Origin of the sequence: Streptomyces collinus Tu 365 (assembly GCF_000444875.1) — a bacterium.
In the GTDB taxonomy this organism is placed as follows: Bacteria; Actinomycetota; Actinomycetes; order Streptomycetales; family Streptomycetaceae; genus Streptomyces; species Streptomyces collinus_A.
Genome location: NC_021985.1, coordinates 130,236 through 154,151 on the forward strand (window position 1 = coordinate 130,236; position 23,916 = coordinate 154,151).

A 23,916-nucleotide genomic window follows, 5' to 3' on the forward strand; every position below is an offset into this window, starting at 1 on the left:
AAGCGAAGGAACTCGTTTCTTTACAGGAAGTGGAGAAGGAAGCCCCTTCATGGCCTCGCCGTGCGGCTCACGCTAGCAGTCAGGCGGGGATCACGTCGCGCAGGTTTCCGCAGGTGATGACCCGCGAGTCCGGGTGCAGCCCCTCGGGCCGCTCCAGGCCGATGTACGTCACGGGCCCCTCCGGGACCGTCTCGCCGTCCCACAGGTCCACGCTCGTGGTGTCCCCGGCCATCAGGCCGGCCAGGTAGCCCACGGTGAGCTGCTCGCGTTCCACGAGGGCGCGCACCACCTTCGACACGGACACCTGGTTCTCCTCGACCCTATTGGCCGAGGAGATGCCCCTCAGGTACAGGTGCAGCCACTTCGCGCGCCACCGGCCCTTCTCGGTGCGCTGGAATACCAGCGGCAGCGCCACCCGGCCCGTCCCGCGCAGCTCCGACTTCATCCGCACCGTGCGCGGCTCGAACGGCCGGCCCTTCTGTGCGCCGTCGCGCAGCATGTAGCCGAAGAACGACTCCTCGACCTCCTCGAAGCCCTCGCCGGCGTAGATGTTGACCTGCGGGACGATGAAGGTGCCGCGCACGCGGTCCAGGGACAGGTCGATGAACTCCGAGGCGCCCTCGGGTGCTTCGGTGATATCCCCGGAATGCCGGCCGCCGACGGCGGTCAGGGAGGTGTAGGAGAGCCAGGAGTCGGTGCTGTAGTCGGCGTGCAGGAGCAGCGCCGACAGGTCGTAGTCGGTGCGCTCCTCACTCTCCTTCCAGTACACGAAGAAGCGCAGGCGTTCGCCGTCGACCGCGCAGACCGAACCGCGCGGCAGGACGCCGAGTCCGGGCGCGGTGGCCCGGCCGCTGAGCGGAAGCGCGACGTCGAGGACGTCGGGGTCGAGCAGCAGCCGGTCCGGCGTGGGGAGGCGGCGGCGTATCTCGGTGTCGAGGGCGGTGATCAGGCGGTCGCGGTCGGCGGCCGGCAGCGGCGCGCGGGCGTCGGGGCTGACCCAGGCGCGGCCCCGAAGGTTGACGAAGATGCGGGGCTCGCCGCTCTCGCGTGCCCGGTTGTGCAGGTGCTCGCGCACCGAGAGCAGGACCCGGCCGGAGACGTCGGGAGCACTGCGCACGGCGGCGGCGACCACCGCGTCGCGCTCCTCCTGGCCGGCGGCGCTGCGCAGCAGGAGGTCCAGGGCGCGGAACAGCTTGCCGGGGGCGGAGGTCAGCAGCTTCGCCGCGCCGCGGATGTCCGCCTCGTCGAGCAGCTTCTCCAGCCGGCTGTCGAAGGAGGGGGCCCGCTGTTCGCCGCGCGCGACCGCGAAGACGTCGGCGGCGTGCGGCCAGCGCGGGTACTCGTGCGGGTGCAGGCGCTCGCCGAGCCGCTTGAACGGCTCGCGGTGGGTGTGCACGTCGGCGAGCTTGGCGGGGTTCGCCGCGACGACGGCGTCGAGCCCCGCGAGCAGCGCGCGGCGCACCGGCCGGCCCAGCGCCGTGAACCGGGTCGGCTCCTTGAGTGTCACGTCGCCGCCCGACAGTGCGCAGGCCAGCCGCAGCACGTCGGTGACGGTGTCGAGGAGGAGGCCGGCGCCGGCGCCGAGCCGGGCCTCGTTGACGACCGCCCGGTTCTCCCGGACCGGGATCGCCTGCGGCTGGGGGCCCGTCGCGCACCGCCCGGCGAGCGTCCTGAGGTCGCGCAGGTCGTCCTCGCCCAGCGGGGTCGTGCTGCCGGCCAGGGCCAGGTACAGGTCGGTGAGTTCGTCGTCCAGGTCGCGGCCCAGGTGCAGGACGGTGATCCGGTCGCCCGCGGAGGCGACCAGTTCGTCCTGTGCCGCGCGCATGTCCTCGTAGGTGTGCTGGTAGCGGCCGTAGGCGGGGAGGCTGAGCAGGTCCAGCACCCCGCGGCCCAGCCGGGTGAGCACGTTCTCGCGGGCCTGTTCGTCGCCGAGCGCCTGCGCCAGGCAGCGCATCCAGAACTCTTCGGTGTCCGGCACGTTCGCCGGGAAGTCGATGAAGTACACGTTGTGCCGGACGTGGTCGCCCACCATCTCGCGCACGGTGGCCAGCGTCTGCCGGGCGGTGTCCACGACCGCGGCCTCGGACAGCCCCGACAGCCGCTCCAGCAGTTCCGCCGAAAGCTTGAAGCCCACGGACGTCAGCGCCGCGTCGAACTGCCGCGCGGCGACGGCCCCTTCCCCGGTCGGGCTCTGGGGAGAGGGGAGGCGGTGGGTGTGCCGGATGACCAGCGATGCGAGACGGTGCGCCATCCGGGGATGATCGCAGAGGTGTGCGGAGCGGCGCACAGGGGTTTCTCACCCGCGCCGACGCGGTGCCCGGGCACGGCCGGGGCCGGTGCCCGGGGTCCGTGCCGGGGCAAGGGGCTACTTCTGCCGGTAGTTCTGCATGGTCTCCCTCCGAAGGCCCGTGATCCACTCTCCGGTGACCGGGGGGCGCCGACCACTCCCCCTCTTTTTCGGCATGCCCCTCCCCCGCTCGTGTGCAGGACCACCCCCCGCTCAGGCCACCGGCGTCTCGGCCGGTGATCGAAGGAACAGGAGTCCGATTCCGTGACGTCCCATCGTCGGCCCAAACAACCGAGCCGCACGCGCGTGAGCGTGCTGACCACCGCGGCCGCCGCCGCCGTCGCGCTGAGCGCGAACGCCGCCCACGCGGCCCCGGGCGAGAAGCTCGGCAAGAACGACAAGAACGAGGTGAAGGCGAAGGTCGACCATCTCTACGAACAGGCCGAGCAGGCCACCGAGAAGTACAACGGGGCCCACGAGAAGCAGCAGAAGCTGCAGAAGCAGATCTCCACGATCCAGGACGGCGTCGCCCGCGGCCGGCAGGAGCTGAACAAGCTGCGCGAGGGCCTGGGTTCACTGGCCTCCGCCCAGTACCGCTCCGGGGGCATCGACCCCTCGGTGCAGCTCCTGCTCTCCTCCGCCCCGGACGACTTCCTCGACAAGGCCTCCACGCTCGACCAGTTGAGCGGCCGGCAGGTCCAGGCACTGAAGAAGATCCAGGACAAGCAGCGCGAACTCGCCCAGCAGCGCACCGAAGCCGCCGAGAAGCTCAAGGACCTGGCCTCCACCCGCGCCGAGCTGGGCGACAGGAAGAAGGAGGTGCAGGGCAAGCTCGCCGAGGCGCAGAAGCTGCTGAACACCCTGACCGCCCGGGAGAAGGCGGCCCTCGACGCCGAGCAGCGGCGCGCCGGCCGCTCCTCCGCCGAGCGGGCGGACATCGGTCACCACGCCCCCGCGACCGGCCGGGCCGCCGCCGCGTTCGCGGCCGCCCGGAGCCAGCTCGGCAAGCCCTACGTCCGCGGCGCCACCGGCCCGTCCTCGTACGACTGCTCAGGGCTCACCTCCTGGGCCTACGCCCAGGCCGACGTCTTCATACCGCGCACCTCCGAGGCGCAGTCGGGCATCGGGACCCGGCTCACCCGCAGCCGGCTCCAGGTGGGCGACCTGGTCTTCTTCTTCAACGACCTGCACCACGTGGGCCTGTACGCGGGCAACGGGCAGATCCTGCACGCCCCCCGTACCGGCACGGTCGTCCGCTACGAGTCGATGGACACCATCGGCGGGCCGTTCATGTTCGGCGTCCGCGTCTGACGGGCCGCCTCCCGGAGCGGGCTGGGGGTGCAGGGGACGACCACCCACTACAAAATGACGAATATGGAACGAATGCCCGAAGATGAGACGGCATGCCCGGATTCCGGTCGGCGTCCGTCCGGCTGTCCGGACCGCGGGGCGGACCGCGGGCCGGACAGCGGGGCGGACCGCGGGCAGGGCCCCGAGCGGAGCGGCACCGACGCGATCGGCTGTCCTTTCGACTTCAGCGAGGACCTCGCGTTCGATCCCGCGCTCGCCGACCTCATGGAGCAGGGCCCGGTGACCCGCGTCCGCCTCCCCCACGGCGACAGCGAGGCCTGGCTGGTCACCAGTTACAACGGGGTGCAGCAGGTGACGACCGATCCCCGCCTGAGCCGGGCGGCCATCGTCGGCCGGGACTACCCGAGACTGACGCCGGAGCCGATCGTCTCACCCGAATCGATCAACGTCATCGACCCGCCCGAAAGCCAGCGTCTGCGCAGAGCGGTGACGCAGGCGTTCACCAAGCCCCGGGTACGGCGCATGCGGCCGGCCATCGAGCAGGTGACCGGCGCGCTCCTGGACGAGATGGCCGCCCACGGCCCGCCCGCCGACCTGGTGACGCACCTGTCCCTGAAGCTGCCGCACCACACCATCTGCGAACTGCTGGACGTGGACCGGGCCGACCGCGCCCTCCTGCTGGAGTACACCCACCGGATGCTGACCACCGCGCCCGGCCAGAAGCAGGAGTCGGCCGACGCCAAGCGCCATCTGCGCGCCTACTTCGGCCGTCTGGTGCGCCAGCGGCGCGACCGGCCGGGCGAGGACCTCATCAGCACCCTGGCCGCCGCTTCGGACGAGCCGCTCAGCGACGACGAACTGGCCGTACTGGCGATGACGCTGCTGCTCAGCGGCAACGACACGGCCACCTGCCAGATCAGCAACATCAGCTACACCCTGCTCACCCAGCCGCACTGGTGGGACCTCCTCGTCGCACACCCCGAGCGGCTGCCCGAGGTGCTCGACGAACTGCTGCGCATCATCCCCTTCCGCAAGGGCGTCGGCATCCCGCGCCTGGCGCTGGCCGACGTCGAGATCGACGGGACCCTGGTGCGCGCCGGCGACTTCGTCCACGTGTCCTACCTGACCGCCAACCGCGATCCCGAGGTCTTCGCGCGACCGCACGCGTTCGATCCCGACCGCCCCTCCCGCCCCCACATGACGTTCGGCTGGGGCGGACACCACTGCGTCGCCGCCCCGCTCGCCATGGAGGAACTCCAGGTGGCCCTCGGCGCCCTGCTCACCCGCTTCCCCGGGTTGCGCCTGGCCGTGCCCAGCAGCGAGCTGCGCTGGGACACGGAGACCATCCGGCGCTTCCCCCTGGAGCTGCCGGTGACGTGGTAGCCGTCGGTCCACGGTTCCGGGCCCCAGGCGCCCGGAACCGGGGTGCCGCTACCGGCGTGCTCGGCGGATGCGTACGGGGCCGTGCACCTCGTCCTCGGTGACGGGCCGCCCGGCCTGGGTCACCTCGACCTCGCCGGCCGCCACCAGCCGCCAGGCCGCCCGGCGGGCCGGTTCCATCAGGTCCCGCCAGCCCTCGCCGTCCCCCTCGTAGGCCTCGCGCGCGGCGTCGGACGGACAGATCGAAGCGGTCGCGGCACGGCGCTCCAGCAGGTCCACGATGACCCGCTCCAGTCGCCGGGCGAGCTGCCGGTCCGTCTCCGTCACGTCCTCCAGTGTGGCCCCGCGGCCGCGGGGCGGGGCAGGACGAAACGGGACGGGACGGCGGCGGACCGTCGGCCCGTTCGGGCCGGTCCCCGGCGTACCTCGCGTGCCGAAGGCAGATTCGTGTTGCGGAGAGGGCAGGATTCGAACCTGCGTGGGCCCCCGAGGGGGCCCGACCGTGAGGCGAGCTCGCTGGTCCCCGATCAACCACTCCGGGCACCTCTCCCCGTGTCCGGCCCCGGGGTCTTGCCCCCTTGCGCCGTTCACGAGAACAACTGTCGCAGGATGCGCTGACAGCACGCTGACGCGCCCGTCCGGTCCCTCACGGCATGGTGGTGCACGAACTGGGCCAGCTCCCCGACGGCGCACGCCGGCCCGCCGGGGCCGGCCTGGGCGAGGACTCCGTCCTTCGGCCGATCAAGAGCGCCGGCCGCGGCGCCGAGAAGGATCAAGCGGAGTCGCTCCCATCCCCGTCTTCCGGTCTGCCGGTGTGCCGGTGTTCCGGTGCGTCCTCCGTGTGCCCCAGGCCGCCCCGACCACGGCGGTCGCGTAGCCCGGCCGCCGGGCCCGGAGGAGATCCCGTATGCGCGTCCTGCTGCCCCTGAGCGCCGTCACCACCGGCGCGCTGCTGCTCGCCACGCTCGCCGGCGCGGCTCCCGCCGCGGCGGACCACGGCTTCGGCGGCTCGCCGCTGGTGAAGGTCTCCCCCGGTGACCCGTACGCCAGGTGCACCATCGGCGCGCGGTCCCCCGACAGCGTCGTCTACCCGGGCACCGAGGTCGAGCCGTACCTGTCCGTCGACCCGCGGGATGCCAGGCGGGTGGTCACCGTGTTCCAGCAGGACCGCTGGAGTGACGGCGGCGCCCGCGGCCTGGCGGCCGCCTGGAGCACGAACGGCCGCACCTTCCACCGCAGCACACTGCCGTTCAGCCGGTGCGCCCCCGGCGGCGCCAACTTCGAACGGGCCTCCGACCCCTGGGTGAGCACCGGAGCGGACGGCACCGTCTACGCCAGTGGGGAGGGCATCGACTTCACGAGGAGCACCCGCAACGCCCTCCTGGCCGCCACCTCCCGCGACGGCGGCCGCACCTGGCGAAACCTCACCACCACGCACGTCGACGAGCAGCCGTTCTTCAACGACAAGCCCTCGATCACCGCCGACCCGGTCCGCAAGGGCACCGCCTACCAGGTCTGGGACCGCCTCGACAACGACCCGCCCGGCCCCAGCTCGCTCGACGGCCCGGGATACCTCTCCCTCACCCGCGACGGCGGCCGCACCTGGAGCAGGGCCCTGCGGTTCGTCCGCACCGACGCCGTGCCCAACACCCAGACCATCGGGCACGTCATCGTCGTCGACCGGCGCACCGGCACCCTGCACGACTTCTACGACTCGCTCACCTACTCCGACGACCTGAACACCGTCGTCGAAGCCCACTACGCCATGGTCACCTCCCGCGACGCCGGACGGACCTGGAGCGCCCCGGTCACCGTGGCCCGGGACACCTCCGTCCCCGAGGTCGACCCCAACGACCCCGCCAAGCTGCTGCGCGCCGGGTCCACCCTGCCCAGCCCGGCCGTCGACGCCCGCACCGGTGCGCTGTACATGGCCTACGAGGGCTCGGACTTCTCCGGCGGCAGGTTCGACTCCGTGCAGCTGGTGCGCTCCACCGACGGCGGACGCACCTGGCGGGCACCCGAGGCGGTCAGCCCGAAGGGGGTGCCGGCTTTCTCCCCGTCGATCGCGGTCGACGAACGGGGCACGGTCGCGCTCACCTACTACGACCTGCGTTTCCTCAAGCCGGGCGACACCACCACCCTGCCCACCGCCTACCAGCTCGCCACCTGGCCGCACGGGGACCCCAGGCACCGCACGGAGCGGCGCATCTCACCCGTCTTCGACTGGCTGCGTGCGCCGTTCGCCGGCGGCTACTTCCTCGGCGACTACCAGGGCCTGGCGGCGGCTGGCAAGGGAGTGCGGGCGGTGCTCACCCAGACGCACTCCGGCGCCCCGCACAACCGCACGGACGTGTACAGCGGAAGTTTCCGCACCTGGTGACCGGAGCGGGGGTGCCGCGACAGTTCGGGTGATCTCGCTGCCCGGTCGGCCGTGCGGAACGGACATCCCGGCATGGTGTGATCGCCGCCACGGGATACAAGGCGAAAACCCCCACTTGAGAGGCCAACCTCCCCCATGCGCCCTCGCTTCTCACTCGTCGCCTGTGCCGCGGCGACCGCCTTCACCGCGACCCTGTCCGTCGCCCTGACCGCACCCGCCGCCTCGGCCGGCACGCATGCGGGCGGCGGCAAGCACGAGCCCTGGGTGGTGCGCTCCGCCGAGCAGTACACGGACGCCAAGGCGTTCCGTTCGCTGTGCAAGTCCAAGCAGGGCAAGCCCGAGCGCGTCACGTTCCCGCTCTTCAAGCACAGCAAGGGCTTCACCGCCGTGCAGGACTTCAAGAGCCTGCGTGCGGACGGCTCGGTGTTCTGGAGCGGCCATGACCCGAAGAACGCGCAGCACACCATCTCGGTGACCGTCCTGGGGGCCTGCGCCAAGAAGAAGGGGCCGGTGAACCTCTCCGGCGTCGTCACCGACGGCTTCCGCGACTACTCGTACCAGCCGGTGCCCAAGTGCCCGGACAAGTACCTGCTGCAGGAGATCAACACCCTCAAGCTGCCGCCCAGCGGGCGCGGTGTCGACACCGTCACCATCCCCGCGAAGCCGTACGGTTCGAGGGCCGCCGCTGCCGCTGTGCGGGCCACGCCCAACGACCCGGCCGCCATCGACGTCGTCGTCGCCTACACCCCGGCCACCGTCGCCACCGTCGGCAGCGCCGAGTCGGTCCGCTCCAGCATCACCTACGGCGTCAACCAGCTCAACCGGGCGCTCGCCTTCAGCGGCGTGCCGGCCAGCGTGCACGTCGTCCACACGTACCAGACGGCGGCCACCAACGTCCCCCGCGAGAACGTGAACACGCTGCTGTCCATGATCAGCAACCCCGCGAACCTGACCCTCGGCTCCACCGCCTCCGCCCAGCGCCAGCGCTACGGCGCCGACCTGGTGGCGCTGGTGGCCGCCGTCCCGTTCGAGGACAGCTCCGGGGCGGCGGACCTGCCCGACCCGGCGCCGGCCTCGACGACCTCCAACGCCGCGTTCTCGGTCACCAGCCTCGGGTCCATCACCGCGTGGGAGAACCTCGCGCACGAGATCGGCCACAACTTCGGCCTCAAGCACGACCGCCGGACGGTCACGAGTCAGGGCGGGACCACCCCCGCGGGCACGTTCAACTACGGCTTCGTCACCGCCGGCGGGCAGCACCGCACGCTCATGGCCTACTCCAGCGCCTGCCCGGTCGCGTGCAACGTGGTCAACGCCTACTCCAACACCGAGCGCACCTGGAACGGCGAGGCCCTGGGCAATGCCAACAACAACAACGCCGCCTTCGCCCGCCAGACCGTCGACACCGTGGCCGCCTACCGCGCCTCCCTGGTGACCAACCGCCACTCCCTGACCCTGTCCCACGACCCCGAGGGCGGCGGCACGGTCCGGGTCAGCGAGTACGGCCCGTACGACCCCGGTACGCAGGTCACCGTCACCGCCGTGGCCAACCCCGGCTACCGGTTCGACGCCTGGGCGGTCGACGGCATCGAGCTGGAGGGGAACAACCCGAGCTACCAGCTCACCATGAACGCGAACCGGACCATCAACGCGCTGTTCGCCCGGGTTCCGTAGCCGTAGCCGCAAGGCGCCAGGAGCGCGCGAAGGGCCGCACCGGAGCCGTCCGGTCCGGCCCTTCGCCGTTCGCGGTTCGCGGTTGCTCGGGTGCCGCGCCGCGTCGGCCGTGGTTGCTCGGGTGCCGTGCCGCGTCGGCCGTGGTTACTCGGGTGCCGCGCCGCGTCGGCCGTGCCGCGCCGTGTCAGCCGCGTTCGATCGTGACCGTCACCCTGCTGCCGGGGGCGGCCAGCACCCGGGCCCGCCCGTCCGGCCCGCGCACGACGCTCGCGCCGCCCGTGGCCGTGACCCGCCAGCTGCCCGGCGGCACGGACAGCACGGTCACCCGCGAGCCCCGCGAGGCCGCGCGGTACGCCAGGTGGTACACGCCCCGCCCGGGGTCGTACGACGCGGAGACGGCCCGGCCCGCGACATCCTCCGCGTACGGCTCGACGGCCAGCTCCTTGTTGGGCCGGAAGGCGCCGGCGTCGTCGACCGCGCAGTAACCGCCCCCGTAACACCAGACGTAGCCCGCCCAGCCGGAGGCGTAGCGGCCCAGCGAGGCCATGGCGTCACGGTAGAACCGGTTCATGTGCGGCAGGCTGCTGTCGGGCGGCCCCCACTCGCCCACGACGACCGGCACCCGGTACCGCTCGGGGTAGGCGGTGACGGCCCGCTCGTACGCCCCGATCCAGCCGGCGCCGGGGTCGTAGTCGGCGCCCGCCTCCATGGCGGAGTCGTAGAAGTGCGGCGCGTACACCACGCGCGGGTCCTGAACGCGGCCCAGGCCGGTCGGTACGCCCTCGCCGACGATCGGGGTGGGCTCGACGAACACCCAGGCGTCCCGGTCGGCCGAACGCACCGCGCGGACAAGGCGGTTGTACATCGGGGTCAGCTGATCGCGTTCGATCCGGCGGGCCGCCGTCGCCAGGTCCTCCCCCGAACGCGCCTCGCCCATCGGCTCGTTGATCAGGTCGTAGCCCAGGACGGCCGGATGGCGGGCGAAGCGGGCGGCGAGGGTGCGCCACATCCGCGCCTGGGCGTCGCGCAGGTCCCGGTCCTCGTAGAGGTGGGTGAAGGCGCGCTGCACGGCGGGCTCGAAGTACTCGGCGAACCAGTCGTCCGGGTGCGCGGTGAACGGCAGCCCGTCCGTCCTGGTCGCCCACGCGGGGATGCCGCGGTGGCCGAAGGCCGGGCCGAAGACGTCCTGGTGGGCGTCGATCACGACCTGCACGCCGTAGCGGTCGGCCCAGTCCAGGATGCGCCCGATCTTTCGCAAGTAGCTTTCGCTGTAGCGTCCCGGCCGCGGTTCCAGGTCGTCCCAGAAGACCAGCAGCCGGGCGAAGTCGAAGCCCTGGGCCCGCAGGTCGCGCAGATGGCGCTCGGTGATGCCGGTCAGCGCCTGCTCGCCCCGGTGGGTCTTGTCCTCGATGTTCCAGCCGCGCAGGGTGAGGACGCGGCCCTGCCGGTCGGTGAGCCGGGGTATGTCCGGCCCGCTGCTCCCGGCCCCCGGTAAGGCGGAGGCGGTGACGACGGTGGCGGTGGGCGCGACGGCGGCGGCGGTGAGGGTGTTCGTGGCGGTGGCGGTCGTGGCGCAGATGAGCAGCGCGGCGGTGACCGCGCCGGCCCTCAGTGATGCTCGCAGCACGGTGAACCTCCGGTTTGGCGGTGTCCGTTCGTGCCGCGCATCCCACCAGCCGCCGCACCACTGTTCAAGGGCCCTGCCTGCCCGGGGGCCGGCCCGGGGTCCGGCCCGTCCGGCACGCGTCCGGCACGGGTCCGGCATGGGTCCGGTTCGGGGTCCGGTTCGGGGTCCGGCTCGGGTGATGTTTCCGCGGCCGGGTGGGCGGGTGCCCGCGGTGGGTGCGGCTTGCCTGGGCAGGAGGCCGCTTGTCAGGGCCGGCCCTCGAGCGCCGGGGTCTGGGGCGCGGCGAGGTCCTCGTACAGCCGTCGGCGCTGGCCGGGGCTGAGGGTGGTGGTGGCCGCGGCGAGGAGGTCGGCTTCCTGGGCCGGTGCCGCCTCGACGGTCCCGCGCATGATCGCCGCGCGTACGGCCGGGGGCAGTGCGGGCAGCATCCGGCGCAGGTCGCCGAGTGCTTCCTCGGGGCTGCGGGAGGCGCGGAAGGCGGTGAAGACGGCTCCGAGCTCGGCGTCGGCGGCGTACTGCCACAGGGCCGGCATGGCGACCGTCTCCTCCAGGTGGAGGTGGGCGAGGTAGGCGCTGATGACCTCGTTCAGGGCGAGGTAGAGCGCGTGCTGGGCTTCCGGCAGGGCCTCGGCGGGGGTGGTGGGCAGGGCGCGTGCCTGCTCGTCGAGGGTGGTGAAGGCGGCGTCGAGGCGGATGTGCTCGGCGTCCAGCGCGTCGGCCGCCTCGGGGGCCCGTTCACGCAGGAGCCGGTGGATGAAGGTGTCCTCGTGGTCGGCGTGCTCGCGCAGTTCGCGCGTCATGGCCAGGCAGCGCTCCGCCTGTTCGGCGGCGGCCGCGCCGTGGGTGATGTCCGCGGCGCCGAGTTCGGTGGCGAGGGTGAACAGCCGCGCGCGCTGTCCCATGTGGACGTTCCGGTAGAGGTCGATCTTGGGCATGGTCTGTCCTTCGGGGTGGCCGATCCGGTACTATGACAACACATTGTCTTGCTAGCAATATGTTGTCAAGAGAGGTCGGGTGCGATGCCGGACGAGACAGCACGACTGGTCGCCGACGTCTTCGAGGCGGCCGGCGCCCTGCGCCGCCTCGGCGAGCGGACCGCCGCCGCGGAGGGCCTCACCCAGGCCCGGTGGCAGGTCCTCAGCGTCGTCTCCGACGACCCGCTCACCGTCCCGCAGGCCGCGCGCCGCCTCGGCGTCAGCCGCCAGAACGTCCAGCGCGTCGCCAACGACCTGACCTCCCTCGAACTCGCCGCCTACGAGCCCAACCCGGACCACCGCGGCTCCCCCCTGCTGACGCTCACCCCGCGCGGCAGGCAGGCGCTCGACCGCGTCACCGCCAGGGCCGAAGCCCTGCACCGCACCCTCTTCGCGGCCATCCCCGACGAGGAGATCCGCGCCACCAGGGCATCGCTGCGCCGCCTGCTGAGCGAACTCGACCGCCAGGAGGGGGAGGTGGGCAGGCGCTAGAGCGGCCCCCCGCCCGAGCCCGCAGGCGACCCGCAGGGCCGCCCCCTCCCCCGCCGGAGGGCGCCACCACTTCTCACCTCCCGGGACGCCCGGGTGCGAGCCGGGCCGTATGTCGCGACCGCGGCGGCCGCGGCAGCCGCGCCCGGACTCGTCTTGGTGACGGGTCGTCACTTCGCAATGCGCCAACACCCTGCCGGGCCCGGGCGGCGGGTCACCAGCCCGGCCGTCTTCGCAACGACGTCCCGTCAGCCCTACGGTCTGACGGACCTGGTGCAGCGGGATGCAAGGGGCGTCGGGGCGCGGGGGTTGGGCCCTGCCGCGGGGTCGGGGGTGCGGGGGCTGGACCGTGTCGTGCGGTCGGGGCGGCGCTGTGCGGGCCGTGCTGTGCGGGCCGGACGGCGCGGGCCCTGCCCCGGGGGATCGGTGGTGCTCATCGCGTACCCGGAGGCATCACCGTGTTGCGGAGAGGGCAGGATTCGAACCTGCGTGGGCCCCCGAGGGGGCCCGACCGTGAGGCGAGCTCATTGGTCCCCGATCAACCACTCCGGGCACCTCTCCCCGTGTCCGGCCCCGGGGTCCTTGCCCCCCTGCGCCGTTCACGAGAACAACTGTCGCAGGATGCGCTGACAGCACGCTGACACGACGGCCCCTCAGGGGTGGGTGCTATTCGCCTTGCCGTGCCGGCACCGGTCGCCGATTCTGGGCCGGTGCCAGGACAGCGGAAGAGGAAGCGGCGGCAGGAGGCCGCGAGACGGCAGCTCGCGGCTCGTGACGCGGTGGGCGCGGGGCGGTGGGACGTGGTCTTCGAGACCCGGGACGAGGCGGAGTGGCAGGCGTATATGCGCCGTCTGCGGGCCGGGGAGATGCGGGATGCCCTACCGGGCGATGAATCGGTGCTCCGGATCGACGTGCTGTGCGGCCGTCTGGTGCAGCCGACCACTTATCGGCTGAGTGCGTTCGTGGCGGACCCTGCGGGCGGCCGCGATGCCGGGGACAGCGAGTGATCATCAGCGGGTCCGCGGTCTCCTGCACGATCGGCGCTGCGGAGATCGGTGTTGCGGAGAGGGCAGGATTCGAACCTGCGTGGGCCCCCGAGGGGGCCCGACCTTGAGGCGAGCTCGCTGGTCCCCGATCAACCACTCCGGGCACCTCTCCCCGTGTCCGGCCCCGGGGTCCTTGCCCCCCTGCGCCGTTCACGAGAACAACTGTCGCAGGATGCGCTGACAGCACGCTGACACGACGGCCCTTCTGCGGTCACTGATCTCGCGGTCGTGCTGAACGGGAGGCTGTGGCGGTCGTGGACCAGGCCCCAGGCCTGACCTCCTCGAGCGCCACGGCCCTGACAGGCTGCGGCCACGGCGGAGAGTTCGTCGTCGAACCGGCGGATGTGCGTGGATGTGGAGGCCCGCCTCCACGGGTCAGAAGCGGGCCGCTGGCGGCAGTTCTGCCCAGCTGCAACGAAGGAAACAGCAGGGCGTTAGCCCCGTCCGCGGTTAACCAGGCCGCGACACCGCCAGACGTCGGCGTGGAGGGGGTTGCCCTCGGGTGTGTCGGGGTGCGCTCCGTGCCCCGCCGTTCGGCCGGCAGCCCAGCGGGAGGGCGCCGGTTCCCACGACGGCTGCCTCTGCGGTCGCGCAGGCGTGTCCGGCAAAGACACGCCTGCGCCGCTACGGCGACAACGTCGGCTGGGCGGAAGACAGGCCCGGTTACTCAATTCTGGATCTTGAGTGGGGGCCGAGCCGGATCTCGGTGGTGCACCCCAGATCCTGGTGATACTTGGTGGATCCTTGCCGGTACCAAAAGCGGCATCCGGTGAGGTTCTCATGTACGCGGCCGGTGACCCGGACACGAGCCGAGTAGTAGAAGTCCGACTCCGTCTTCGATTTCACCTCGATCGGCTGCCCGGCATAGTCGTGGAGCTTCGCCAGGTCGGGCATACCGTGTTTCCCGCCTGTGGAAATGATCAGTGCATGCCCCTCGGTGTCCTTTGCGCTGACCGCACGGTATTCGACGACCTTCAACCCTTTCGGCACGTGGGTGATCTTCGCGTCGAGCAGCATCAGCGGCTTCTTGCTGGTGTTGGACACCGGTGGGAGGGCCACCCAGTACTCGCTGCCGATCTGAGCATGATCATTGAAGACGAACATGCCCGACTGCAGGTTGCCGTCCAGGGCATGGCCTTCGGCATCGACACCGACATGCCGGATGCCCGGGGCGAAGAGGACCCACAGGGCGGTGAGTGTGGCCACCGCGGCAGCGACCGCCAGCGGCAGCCGCTTCCTACTTGGAGTAGAGGACGCCCTCATGGTGACTGCCATACCTGCCGTTCTTACCCCATATGTAGTGCTTACCAGACTTGTTCAAGGCCACGATGCGCTGTGTGTGATTGGAGTCGTAACCGGTCTTGTCACCGAGTGACACACCGAAGACGCTGACCGCACCGCCGAACTTGACACTGCTGCCATGGGTCAGCCCGGCCCCGTTGCCAGGCTCTATGTACGACCGGTAACTCTTGGGAGAGCGGTTGTAGTTGGAGGTGCCGTCCTTGGAGGAGACGTCCTTGCCGACCTTGCCTACCGCGCCGCCGGAAGGGACGTTGTATCGGGCTGCTTCGATCGTGTAATGGGTCTCGCGAACGATGCCGTTGCAGATGTACTGGTGCTTCCACTTGGTGTACTTGATCGGCACCTTGTACTGGTGGGCGTAGTGCGGTCCCTTGCTGTAGAAGCCCACCGATACACCGGTGCTGCCCGACAGTTCCTTCGACCCGCTGATGGTCCAGTGGCTTCCGGCCTTGTAGGCGATCTCGAAGCTGCTGCTCATGGAGTCCGAGTATTCGAAGGTGGCCTTGGTGTCCCAGCCGGCGTGCGCCTCGCCGACCACCGTGTATTTGGTGCTGTCGCTGACGTGGAACTTCCACCAGTCACAGGTGAGGTGGTCGATTTCGGGCTTGACCACGTCGTCGCTGACGTCCTTGCCGTCCACGAGGTAGGGGTTGTAGTCGGCGGCCAGGGTGCTGTGATCGCTCTGCCACAGCGGAGTGTCCGCGTCAACGAGCTGCGGGTCGGCCTCGACGCGGGCGGCGTAGGTTTGTGCGTCGGTGGCGGCGGCGAAGCTGTCCGGCGTGGACTCGGTGACGGTGTCGGGCACGAGCTTGACGGTGTGGTCGTCGTCCGCTGCGGCGGCGACCGCGCCCTGGGACGCGGAGCCGGTCACGGCGGTGAGCGCGTCCAGACCGAGCATGGACACGCCGGCGCTCGTGGAGCCGGAGGCGACGGCCTGGATGTTCAGGACTCCGCCATTGTCGTCCCTGGCCTTCTGCACCTCGGCCGGCAGCGTCTCGGGCAGGGTCAGCGACCAGGTGCCGTCACTGGCGGTGGTGGTGGTACCCAGGGCGGCCTCGTTCACCTGGCCAGTAGCGTCCTGGCCGACGTCGCTGGCGAGGATGGTGACCGGCAGGCCCGGCGCGGGCTGACCGTTGCCCAGGGTGAACTTGCCGGTGACCACCCTGGAGGGGGCCGGTGCCGGGTCGTCGCTGGAGTCGGATGCCGCCTCGACGCCGGAGTCGTCAGCCGGGCTGCCGAAGTACGGAGCGACGTTGGGGTCAGGGTCCGCCAGGCACGGCCCGGCGTCCGCCATGACCTCGCCGACGATGCCCGAGCGGACGTCGTCGTCCGCGGTGGTCAGCGGGCCGGTGGTGTAGGAGCGGACCTGGCCGGTGGTGTCGGGGTCGCTGGTGACCGACTGCGTGCTCAGGGCGTTCGGGCCGGGTGCCCACGCCTGGGCCGCGTCGATGCCGGTGGCGACGGTGGTGGGTGTTTCCAGCCGGATGCCCGGAGGGGTGCTCCCGATGCCGGGAGGCAGGTTGCTGATGGTGCTCTGCTGGACCTTGCCGTCCGTGAGCCACTGAACAGCCGAGTTGACCATCCAGGCGTCGTCGGCGGCGGCGAGCGAGGTGGTGACGGACGTCTTCAGGTTGTCCATGATCTTGGTGATCGTGCCGTCGCCGGTGGCCGGGTTGGACTGGCTGTAGACGTCCGTGGTGCCGTCGGAGCCGATCACCAGGATGCGGGTGCCGTTGGTCAGGATCCACTTGGCCGAGGACCAGTTGAGGCTGTAGGTCTTGACCGGGGTAAGCAGCGAACCGCCAGTCGCGGTGCCGTCCTTGTAGGTCTTGACCTGGCCGCCGGTGGTGGCCTCGTAGAGGATGCCGTTGCCGCCGCCGGTGAACACCTTGCTCGTCGCGGGCAAGGTGGCCGTGTACTGCGTGTCCAGCAGGTCGGTGTCCGCGCTCTTCGGGCCCCACTCCATGTACTTGTGCAGGACCCGCTTGCCGGCGACGGTGCTGCTGCCGGCGGGTTCGAAGACGTAGGTGGGCACCGAGAAGGTGGTGCAGGTGGCGTCGGCCGCGAAAGCCGCGTGGCCGGAGGTCAGGGTCTGCGGGGCAGTTGCCAGGCCGGCGGCGAGCACGATCGTGCTCAGCACCTGAACGGCCACGGTGGTACCGCGCCGTTGTGCGACTGAAGACATTGGTTCCCCCCAATGTGCAGGCGAGCTGTGGTCATTGCTCGCGTCGCCGCATATCGAACCACGACAGAAACACCAGCTCACCGGCACAATCGGATCATTCAATTCCGATTCCGCTCACAGCATGTCCGCATTTGAAGCCTGTGCGTCCGATATGAGGACACTGCTTGCTGAGCCTCCCCTGAGCTTCAGCCAAGGCGGCTTTACTTGATCCATACACGACAAGAAGGTTCCGTTGACCCTTTAGTTACCAGTCAGTAGCCACTCGCTTCGGCCCATGAGACGCTCATCCGGACACCCTCACGGCCCCTTCGCCACAGCCGGTGGATCGCGGGGCGCAGCGAGGACGGGCAAGGCCGCGTGCCGGTCAGGGGGCGGGTCCGTGGGCCGACGCCCGCCTCGCCCAGGGCGGTGTCACCCGCCGGAAGAGCCCGGCCGGCGAGCCTGTCTCCACGGCCGGGGCGCCCCCGCGTCGGCGGGCCAGGTGCGGGCGGCTCCGGTGTACACGCCCGCGCAGCTGCGCGGCGGCGGCTACGCGGCGCGGTGACAGCGGAGGTGAGCCGCGCCGCCGTGGGCGGGCGGGGCGGCCCAGGTGCTCCTGTACACCGATCTCGCCAATCCCAGAGCAACGCCCTGTACCAACGGACCGGTTACCGCATGGTGACGGACTTCGCGGTGTGGGGGTCCGGGGGCTGAGCCGCTGGGTTCAGCCGGCGGTGTGTGAGGCGAGGTGGGCGAGCAGGGGGGCGGTGCCGTCCTCGGCGGCGAGGGCGTGGGCGAGTTCGGCCGCGCGGCGGTGGTGGGACGGTTCGGACACGCAGGCCGTGATCGCGTCGCCGAGGGCTTCGGCGGTGAGGTCGGGGAACGGGATCGTGCGCGGGGCGACTCCCAGTTTGTACAGGCGGGCCGCCCAGAACGGCTGGTCGGCCATGACGGGGACCGGTACGGCGGGTACGCCGGCCCGTAGTCCGGCCGCGGTGGTGCCCGCCCCGGCGTGGTGGACGACGGCGGCGGTGCGCGGGAACAGCCAGTCGTGCGGGACGTCGCCGACGGCCAGGACGTCGGTGCCGTGGCCGCTCACCCCGGCCCAGCCCGCCTGCACCACCGCGCGCACGCCGGCCCGTTTCACCGCGGCGGACACCAGTTCGCCGAGCCGTTCTCCCTGGCCCACGGCCATGCTGCCGAATCCGAGGAACACCGGGGGCGGGCCGGCCTGGAGGAAGTCGGCCAGTTCGGCCGGCGGGTGCCAGCCGTCCGGTCGCGCGGGCCACCAGTAGCCCGCCACGTGGGCCCAGGACGGCCAGTCCTCGGGGCGCGGCACCACCAGCGGGCTGTAGCCGTGGAAGACGGGGCGGACGTCCGCCGGGGCCGGGGGCCCGGCCGGGAGGCCGAGGCGGGTGCGCAGTGCGGTGACGGCGCCCACGAAGACGCCTTCCGCGCGTTTGAGCACGTCGCGGCCGGCGGCGAGGTTGCCCTCGGCGCCCAGGTCGTCGGTGCTGTGGGCGTTGGGCAGCGGGAACCGTGCGGTGGCGAGGGCCGGGACGAGGTAGGTGCCGATGACGGGGACGCCGAAGGCTTCGCCGGCGGTGCGGCTGAGCGGTGCCGGACCCTGGGCTGTGAGCAGCAGGTCGGCTCCGCCGGCGACGGCCTGGGCCACTCCGTCGGCGAGCCCGTCGGCGTATGCCCGCGTCAGTGCGCGGGTCTCCTCCCGCGATGTGGCCCGGGCCCAGTCCCGGATGAGCTGTTGCGGGTCTCCCGGCATCGGCCGGTGGTGCAGGCCGCAGCCGGCGACGAGTGCCTCGAAGGAGGGGTGGGCCGCGACGGTGACCTGGTGGCCCGCGTCCCGCAGGCGCCGCCCCAGGCCCGTGTAGGGCGCGACGTCTCCCCGGGAGCCGGCGGTGATGATCAGAATCCGCATGGGGCGATTGTCCTCGCCCGCCGGGCACCGTCGCCTCCCCGCCTGTGTCCGCCGGGCTCAGGCCTTACGGGTCTTACGGGTGATGCCCGTGAACAGGTCGTCCTCCGGCAGGTCGGTGTCGACGAGGCTGCGTGCGAGGTGGTAGTCCTCGGTGGGCCAGGCCCGCTGCTCGATCTCCAGCGGGCAGGACCGCTCGGGGCCGTCGGGGTCGACCTGGGTCTCGTGGGCGAGCAGCGCGCGCAGCCGGGTCGGGAACCACGCGGCGCACTCCACCCGTGTGGTGATCTCCCACTTCTCCTCCACCCCCTGGAGTTCCTTGAGCACCTCGCCGTGCGGCGAGTGGAGACCGGCGGCCGTCATGGCGTCGTAGAGGGCCTGGAAGTAGGCCTTGCTGAAGGCGCGGGTGTAGTAGAGCTTCAGCGGCTGCCAGGGCGCGCCGGTGCCCGGGTGGCGGCCGGGGTCGCCGGCCGTGTCGAACGCCTCGACGCAGACCTGGTGGGTCTTGATGTGGTCGGGGTGCGGGTAGCCGCCGTTCTCGTCGTAGGTGACGACGACGTGCGGGCGGAAGGCGCGCATGGCGGCGACCAGCGGGCGGGCGGCGCGGTGGAGCGGCTGCACGGCGAAGCAGTCCTCGGGCAGCGGCTCGCCGTCGCGGGGCAGTCCGGAGTCGGTGAAGCCGAGGAACTCCTGGCGCACGCCCAGGATCTTGCGGGCCCGTTCCATCTCCAGGCGGCGCAGCCGGGGCAGGTCGGCCCGCACCTCGGGGCGGTCCATGGCCGGGTTCAGGACGTCGCCGCGCTCGCCGCCGGTCATGGTGGCGACCAGGACGTCCGCGCCTTCGGCCCGGTAGCGGGCGAGGGTGGCCGCGCCCTTGCTCGACTCGTCGTCCGGGTGGGCGTGCACGGCCATCAGGCGCAGTCCGGTGCGCGGGAGTGAGGTGGGTTTGGTCATGGGAGTTCTCCTGGACGGCTGGTCGGTGGGGGGTGGAGAGGAGGGACAAGGGGGTGGTGGCGGGGCCGTGGGCGGTCCCCTTGCCGGGGGGCGGGGGGTCAGTCCTTGCCGGGGGCGCGGCGGGGGTAGCGGGCCGCGGGCAGGAGGGTGAGCGCGCCGAGGGCCAGGGCCCAGCGGAAGGTGTGGGCGTAGGCGCTCTCGGCGGTGGCGCCGTGTGCCGCGGTGCCGGCGAGGGCGCTGTGCAGGAGGGCGGCGAGCAGGGCGGTGCCCACGGATCCTCCGACGCGGTTGAGGACGGTGCGGGCGCTGGTGGCGGCCGGTGCCCGGCTGCGGTCGACGCAGGTGTAGGTCGCGGCCACGTTGGGGGGGCAGGACGGCCCCGAGTCCGACGCCCCGCACGAACAGGGCTGCCGCGGGCAGGAGTTCGCCGGGTGTGCCGCCGTCCAGGGCGAAGAGGAGGGTGCCGAGGACGGTGAGCGTGATGCCCGCGAGGACGACGGTGCGCGGCCCGTGTCGGTCGGTGAGCCGGCCGGCGAGCGGGGTGATCAGGGCGCTGCCGAGCGCCTGGGGGGCGAGCATCAGGCCGGCCTGGAGCGCGCTCGCTCCCTTGACCTGCATGAAGTACAGCGGCAGCAGCAGCATCGACGAGTACAGGGCGGCGCCGAGCAGGAAGGTGTTGATGGCGGCCAGGGTGAACCCGCGGCCCGCGAAGAGCCTGAGGTCGAGCAGTGGGGTACGGCGGGTGCGCAGCGCGTGCGCGGCGTACCCGGCCAGGAGGACGGCGCCGGCGGTGAGGGTCACGCCCTGGGCGGGGCCGGGGCCGGGGTCCTGCCCGTACTGGGCCAGGCCGTAGACGAGGGCGGCGAGTCCGGTGGGCAGCAGGGCCAGGCCGATGCCGTCGGGGCGTGCGGAGGTGTCGCGTGTGCCGGTGTCGCAGGGGACGATGCGGGCCGCGAGGGCCAGTGCGATGAGTGCGAGGGGGACGTTGACGAGGAACAGCCAGCGCCAGCCCGCCCCTTGCAGGAGGGCGCCGCCGAGGACGGGGCCGAGGATCGGTGCGAGGGAGACCGGCACGGTGATGATGCCGACCAGCCGTCCGATGCGCTGCGGGCCCGCGTGCCGGGCGGCCAGGGACTGGCCGACGGGCTGCATCAGGCCGCCGCCGACGCCCTGCAGCAGCCTGAAGGCGATGAGCGAGGTGCCGGACCAGGCCAGGCCGCTGAGCGCGGAGGCGGTGAGGAACAGGGCGACGGAGGCGAGCCAGACGCGTTTGCCGCCGTACCTCGTCTGCAGCCAGCCCGAGAGCGGGGCGACGAAGGCGACGGCGAGCAGGTATCCGGCGCTGACCCACTGCACGGTGGCCAGGGAGGTGCCCAGGCCGTCGGCCATCGGGCCGAGGCCGACGGTGACGATCGTCGCGTCGAGCTGGGCGAGCACGGCGCCCAGGACCAGCACCGAGCCGAGCCGGACCAGGGCCGCGTCCAGGCGCTCCGGCGATAAGCGGGGTGCGGGGTCGCGGCGGGCGAGCGCGGGGTCCAAGGGGCCTCCTGTGCGGGGGTGTTGTCGTGAACGGACGGCCGGCCGGAGGGACGGACGGCCGAACCGGGAATGAATTTAGGTCGGACCAAATCTTTAGTCAACCCAATATTTATGATGACTCCATCGGGTGGGTAGGATGGGGGCATGACCGAGGTGCGGACGACCCAGGCGGCGGTTCCGGATGAGGGCCGGCGAGGGCGCAAGAAGCGCGAGACCCGTGAACGGCTGGCCCATGTCGCGACGCTGATGTTCATCGAGCGCGGCTTCGAGAACGTGACGATCGCCGAGATCGCCGAGGCCGCCGACGTCTCGAAGATGACGGTCAGCAACTACTTCCCGCTCAAGGAGGACCTCGTCTTCGACGCCCACGAGGGCGTCGTGGACAGCCTCGCCCGGGTGGTGCGCGAACGCGCGGCGGGAGAGTCCGCGCTGCACGCCCTGCACCGCGTCTTCGTCTCCTCCCTCGAGCGGCCGCACGTGGTCAACGGGCGCTGCACACCCGGCTTCGCCCGGCTCGTGCACGACAGCCCGCGGCTGCGGGCCCGCGAGCGGGAGATGGACGAGCAGCGCGAGGCGGCGCTCGCCGCGGCCCTGGCTCACGCGGCACAGGCCGATCCGCAGGATCCCGTGGCGCACCTGAGCGCGGCTCAGCTCGCGGGCGCCCACCGGGTGTTGTGGCGCCGCATGCGGGCCCTGTGCCGTGCCGCGGCCCCGGCGGCGCAGCTGCGCGAGGAGGTCACCGAGCTGGCCGGCACGGCCTTCGGCCTGCTGGAGCCCGTCCTGGGCGACTACTGCCGGCGGGAGGGGTAGTCGGGCGGGATTGCGCCACCAGCACTCGATGCGGACTTCCTCTTCGCGTGGTCAGGACAGGTCCGGGGTGGGGACGGCCTGGCTGAAGTCGCCGACGTGCAGTGCCGCGGTGGGCATCGCCCAGTGCAGAGTGCCGCCGTCGCCGCCCATGTTCCACTGGTCGTTCCCGGTCAGTTGGAGCAGGTGGTGGTAGTCGTTCGGGTCGGCGCCGGCCGGCAGGTGCGGCCCGTTGCCTGTGGTGCCCTGATGCCGACCGAAGGCGAGGTCCACGCGGTCTTCGGGGCCCGGGGGCTCGATCACGCCGGGCGGCCGGTCGGACCATCGGGGGAATACCTCCTCCAGGAACACGAAGCTGCCGCCGCAGGTCTTCTCGTCGAGCTCGGGCCCAAGGTCCACCGTCCCCCACACGGGATCGAAGGCGTGGGGAAGCAGGAGCCCGTAGGTTGCCGCCCATGGGATCGGCTCGAAGACGCTGGCGCGGGCGGGCGGGTCCACCTCGACGGCCTGTGCGGAACGAGCCGGGAGCACACAGCCCAGCGCCCGCTCGGTGCGAAAGCCGTACCTGCCGTACGGGTCCCAGGCGTCGGGGTGGGTCTGTTCGCTCTGGGTGTCGAGGTAGAAGAAGTTGAGCAGGCCGGTCCCCGGCGGGAAGAGGCCGTCGAGCCAGGGGGCCAGCGGATCGGTGTCCAGGACGGCGTGCAGGCTCAGCGGGAAGCCGTCGCAGGCCGGCCAGGGTATGCCGGGCTCGAGCAACGCCCTGCCGCCGAAACGGCTGTTCCCCGCCGCCTCGCCGGGCCCGGCCGGGGTCAGGGCGAACCCTGGCCGGGCGAGCTCGGTGATCCGTGCGGCGACCTCCGCGTCGACTTGCTCGGCGCAGAAATCCCGCAGTGCGGGGAGCATGGCCTGCGGGCCCCTGGGGTCCGGTGAATTCATGCGACGAGTAGAGCACCCCGGACCTCACTGACTGGCCTCACCGGCCAGTCCCTCCCGGTGGGCGCACCGCAATCCCGCCCGCACGCGTCGCATGCCTGGTCCGCTCGGACATCGCGCTGTCGCCCGCCGTTGCATCCGGTGCGCCGGTAGGAGCCGAAGGAGAGGTCGAGGGGCAGGGCCGACGGCGCCTGAGCCTCCTTTGGGCATCACGCGAGGCGGGACATGGTGAACGATCACGGCAGAAGGTGGGGGTTTCTCACCAGCCACGCCCACGTGCTCCTGGCCATCGCGCGGGACCCTGGCATCCGTCTGCGTGACATCGCCGCCCACTGCCACATCGCCGAACGCACCGTGCAGAGCATTGTCGCCGACCTGGAGCACGCTGACTACCTGAGCCGGGAGCGCAGGGGACGCCGCACGCGTTACACGCTCCGCCTGGACGGCATGCTCCATCACCCGGCGGAGGCTCATCTGTCCGTCCGGGAACTGCTCGACATCTTCCCTCCTCATCAGCGCGGCGACGACGAGGAGGACGGACCAGCCCGGACCGGCAGCCTGCGGGGGCTGCTGTGACCACTGGCCTCAGCCGCCCGCGGCATGAGCCGCAGGCGACCCGCACCCGCCGGTGCAAACGCGCGGCGCATCAGGACAAGCAAGCAGACAGCAGGAGCGACCATGGCCGGCACACCGCGCGCACGACTGCACGCCTACCTCAGCTACGACGACGCCGCGGCGGCCCTGGACTGGCTGACGGCCACCGGATTCGAGACCACCGCACGCCGGATCGGACCTGACGGGACCATCGTGCACGCCGAAGTCTGCATGGGCGACGTCGCGCTGATGATCGCAGGTGCCGACCGGGCGTCCACGGTGGCCCCGTTGCACGGTGTCAGCAGCGGCAGCGGCCTGTACCTGTGGATGCCTGACGCCGCCGACGTCGACGGCTGGTACCGGCGCGCCGTCGCTGCCGGGGCACGGGGCGTCGTCATTCCCGAGGACACGCCGTGGGGCGGCCGACGGGCCCGCGTTGTGGACCCGCAGGGCCATGAATGGAGTGCGGGAACCTACCGGCCCGGGCCGGCGCGGTAGTTGGCGACCGCCCCGGCATGCCGG

General features: G+C 72.0%; 18 protein-coding genes and 4 pseudogenes. 9 read left to right on the forward strand and 13 right to left on the reverse strand.

Features of this window, described 5'->3' with window-relative positions; genetic code table 11:
* Positions 1-79 precede the first annotated feature (79 nt).
* A complete protein-coding gene (locus B446_RS00530) occupies positions 80-2,251 on the reverse strand; it encodes a TerD family protein (protein WP_020937438.1) in 2,172 nt (723 codons plus the stop codon).
* Between the two features lie 300 nt (positions 2,252-2,551).
* On the opposite strand from B446_RS00530, the gene B446_RS00535 reads away from it, so the two are divergent.
* Complete coding sequence (locus tag B446_RS00535) at positions 2,552-3,598, forward strand: NlpC/P60 family protein (RefSeq protein WP_043474414.1); 1,047 nt, start codon at positions 2,552-2,554, stop codon at positions 3,596-3,598.
* Positions 3,599-3,670: 72 nt separating this feature from the next.
* On the forward strand, positions 3,671-4,981 hold the full coding sequence (locus tag B446_RS00540; RefSeq protein WP_020937440.1) for a cytochrome P450: 1,311 nt from the start codon (positions 3,671-3,673) through the stop codon (positions 4,979-4,981).
* A gap of 48 nt (positions 4,982-5,029) precedes the next feature.
* Here the strand turns inward: B446_RS00540 and B446_RS00545 are convergent, their stop codons facing one another.
* Entirely contained in the window at positions 5,030-5,305 is a 276-nt protein-coding gene (locus B446_RS00545; protein ID WP_020937441.1) for a DUF3253 domain-containing protein, read from the reverse strand.
* A gap of 126 nt (positions 5,306-5,431) precedes the next feature.
* Positions 5,432-5,528 (reverse strand): annotated as a pseudogene (locus tag B446_RS38890).
* Positions 5,529-5,885: 357 nt separating this feature from the next.
* On the opposite strand from B446_RS38890, the gene B446_RS00555 reads away from it, so the two are divergent.
* Positions 5,886-7,358, forward strand: a complete 1,473-nt coding sequence (locus tag B446_RS00555; protein ID WP_020937443.1) for an exo-alpha-sialidase — start codon at positions 5,886-5,888, stop codon at positions 7,356-7,358.
* Between the two features lie 135 nt (positions 7,359-7,493).
* Positions 7,494-9,032, forward strand: a complete 1,539-nt coding sequence (locus B446_RS00560; protein WP_020937444.1) for a M12 family metallo-peptidase — start codon at positions 7,494-7,496, stop codon at positions 9,030-9,032.
* 184 nt (positions 9,033-9,216) lie between these two features.
* On the opposite strand, the gene B446_RS00565 is transcribed toward B446_RS00560, so the two are convergent.
* Together B446_RS00565 and B446_RS00570 are read right to left on the reverse strand one after the other, a co-directional pair.
* The gene (locus B446_RS00565; protein ID WP_020937445.1) at positions 9,217-10,659 is read right to left on the reverse strand and encodes a cellulase family glycosylhydrolase; all 1,443 of its coding nucleotides are present in this window, start codon (positions 10,657-10,659) and stop codon (positions 9,217-9,219) included.
* A 245-nt stretch (positions 10,660-10,904) separates the two neighbouring features.
* On the reverse strand, positions 10,905-11,594 hold the full coding sequence (locus B446_RS00570) for a hemerythrin domain-containing protein (RefSeq protein ID WP_020937446.1): 690 nt from the start codon (positions 11,592-11,594) through the stop codon (positions 10,905-10,907).
* A gap of 84 nt (positions 11,595-11,678) precedes the next feature.
* Here B446_RS00570 and B446_RS00575 point away from each other — a divergent pair, with 84 nt between their 5' ends.
* Positions 11,679-12,125 carry a MarR family winged helix-turn-helix transcriptional regulator gene (locus B446_RS00575; protein WP_020937447.1) on the forward strand — a complete coding sequence of 149 codons (447 nt, stop codon included), beginning with the start codon at positions 11,679-11,681 and terminating at the stop codon, positions 12,123-12,125.
* Positions 12,126-12,586: 461 nt separating this feature from the next.
* Here the strand turns inward: B446_RS00575 and B446_RS38895 are convergent.
* Positions 12,587-12,683: pseudogene (locus B446_RS38895) on the reverse strand.
* 149 nt (positions 12,684-12,832) lie between these two features.
* Between B446_RS38895 and B446_RS00580 the strand changes: the two are divergent.
* On the forward strand, positions 12,833-13,129 hold the full coding sequence (locus tag B446_RS00580; protein WP_043474417.1) for a hypothetical protein: 297 nt from the start codon (positions 12,833-12,835) through the stop codon (positions 13,127-13,129).
* 54 nt (positions 13,130-13,183) lie between these two features.
* Here the strand turns inward: B446_RS00580 and B446_RS38900 are convergent.
* The 6 genes and pseudogenes from B446_RS38900 to B446_RS00605 form a co-directional block, all read right to left on the reverse strand.
* Positions 13,184-13,280, reverse strand: a pseudogene (locus B446_RS38900).
* A gap of 551 nt (positions 13,281-13,831) precedes the next feature.
* Positions 13,832-14,443: a hypothetical protein gene (locus B446_RS00585; RefSeq protein ID WP_148305709.1), complete on the reverse strand. Its 612-nt coding sequence runs from the start codon at positions 14,441-14,443 to the stop codon at positions 13,832-13,834.
* The gene (locus B446_RS00590; protein WP_020937450.1) at positions 14,406-16,622 is read right to left on the reverse strand and encodes a hypothetical protein; all 2,217 of its coding nucleotides are present in this window, start codon (positions 16,620-16,622) and stop codon (positions 14,406-14,408) included. The genes B446_RS00585 and B446_RS00590 overlap by 38 nt, the downstream gene beginning before the upstream one ends.
* Positions 16,623-17,358: 736 nt before the next feature.
* A complete protein-coding gene (locus B446_RS00595) occupies positions 17,359-18,570 on the reverse strand; it encodes a glycosyltransferase (protein ID WP_020937451.1) in 1,212 nt (403 codons plus the stop codon).
* 57 nt (positions 18,571-18,627) lie between these two features.
* A complete protein-coding gene (mca, locus tag B446_RS00600; protein WP_043474420.1) occupies positions 18,628-19,521 on the reverse strand; it encodes a mycothiol conjugate amidase Mca in 894 nt (297 codons plus the stop codon).
* 423 nt (positions 19,522-19,944) lie between these two features.
* Positions 19,945-20,976, reverse strand: a pseudogene (locus B446_RS00605) (DHA2 family efflux MFS transporter permease subunit); the annotation flags it as partial.
* A 228-nt stretch (positions 20,977-21,204) separates the two neighbouring features.
* Between B446_RS00605 and B446_RS00610 the strand changes: the two are divergent.
* Complete coding sequence (locus B446_RS00610) at positions 21,205-21,870, forward strand: TetR/AcrR family transcriptional regulator (protein ID WP_020937453.1); 666 nt, start codon at positions 21,205-21,207, stop codon at positions 21,868-21,870.
* A gap of 51 nt (positions 21,871-21,921) precedes the next feature.
* Here B446_RS00610 and B446_RS00615 read toward each other — a convergent pair whose 3' ends face one another.
* Complete coding sequence (locus B446_RS00615) at positions 21,922-22,803, reverse strand: DUF1963 domain-containing protein (protein WP_043474423.1); 882 nt, start codon at positions 22,801-22,803, stop codon at positions 21,922-21,924.
* Between the two features lie 222 nt (positions 22,804-23,025).
* Between B446_RS00615 and B446_RS00620 the strand changes: the two genes are divergently transcribed.
* Both B446_RS00620 and B446_RS00625 read left to right on the forward strand, forming a co-directional pair.
* Positions 23,026-23,376: a MarR family transcriptional regulator gene (locus tag B446_RS00620; protein WP_020937455.1), complete on the forward strand. Its 351-nt coding sequence runs from the start codon at positions 23,026-23,028 to the stop codon at positions 23,374-23,376.
* A gap of 102 nt (positions 23,377-23,478) precedes the next feature.
* Positions 23,479-23,892 carry a VOC family protein gene (locus tag B446_RS00625; protein ID WP_020937456.1) on the forward strand — a complete coding sequence of 138 codons (414 nt, stop codon included), beginning with the start codon at positions 23,479-23,481 and terminating at the stop codon, positions 23,890-23,892.
* The last annotated feature ends 24 nt before the right edge of the window (positions 23,893-23,916 follow it).

Coding starts and splice junctions, on each gene's coding strand:
- B446_RS00530 (WP_020937438.1), bottom strand. CDS start 2,251: ATGGCGCACCGTCTCGCATCGCTGGTCATCCGGCACACCCACCGCCTC.
- B446_RS00540 (WP_020937440.1), top strand. CDS start 3,671: ATGCCCGAAGATGAGACGGCATGCCCGGATTCCGGTCGGCGTCCGTCC.
- B446_RS00555 (WP_020937443.1), top strand. CDS start 5,886: ATGCGCGTCCTGCTGCCCCTGAGCGCCGTCACCACCGGCGCGCTGCTG.
- B446_RS00560 (WP_020937444.1), top strand. CDS start 7,494: ATGCGCCCTCGCTTCTCACTCGTCGCCTGTGCCGCGGCGACCGCCTTC.
- B446_RS00570 (WP_020937446.1), bottom strand. CDS start 11,594: ATGCCCAAGATCGACCTCTACCGGAACGTCCACATGGGACAGCGCGCG.
- B446_RS00575 (WP_020937447.1), top strand. CDS start 11,679: ATGCCGGACGAGACAGCACGACTGGTCGCCGACGTCTTCGAGGCGGCC.
- B446_RS00585 (WP_148305709.1), bottom strand. CDS start 14,443: ATGGCAGTCACCATGAGGGCGTCCTCTACTCCAAGTAGGAAGCGGCTG.
- B446_RS00595 (WP_020937451.1), bottom strand. CDS start 18,570: ATGCGGATTCTGATCATCACCGCCGGCTCCCGGGGAGACGTCGCGCCC.
- mca (WP_043474420.1), bottom strand. CDS start 19,521: ATGACCAAACCCACCTCACTCCCGCGCACCGGACTGCGCCTGATGGCC.
- B446_RS00610 (WP_020937453.1), top strand. CDS start 21,205: ATGACCGAGGTGCGGACGACCCAGGCGGCGGTTCCGGATGAGGGCCGG.
- B446_RS00615 (WP_043474423.1), bottom strand. CDS start 22,803: ATGAATTCACCGGACCCCAGGGGCCCGCAGGCCATGCTCCCCGCACTG.
- B446_RS00620 (WP_020937455.1), top strand. CDS start 23,026: ATGGTGAACGATCACGGCAGAAGGTGGGGGTTTCTCACCAGCCACGCC.
- B446_RS00625 (WP_020937456.1), top strand. CDS start 23,479: ATGGCCGGCACACCGCGCGCACGACTGCACGCCTACCTCAGCTACGAC.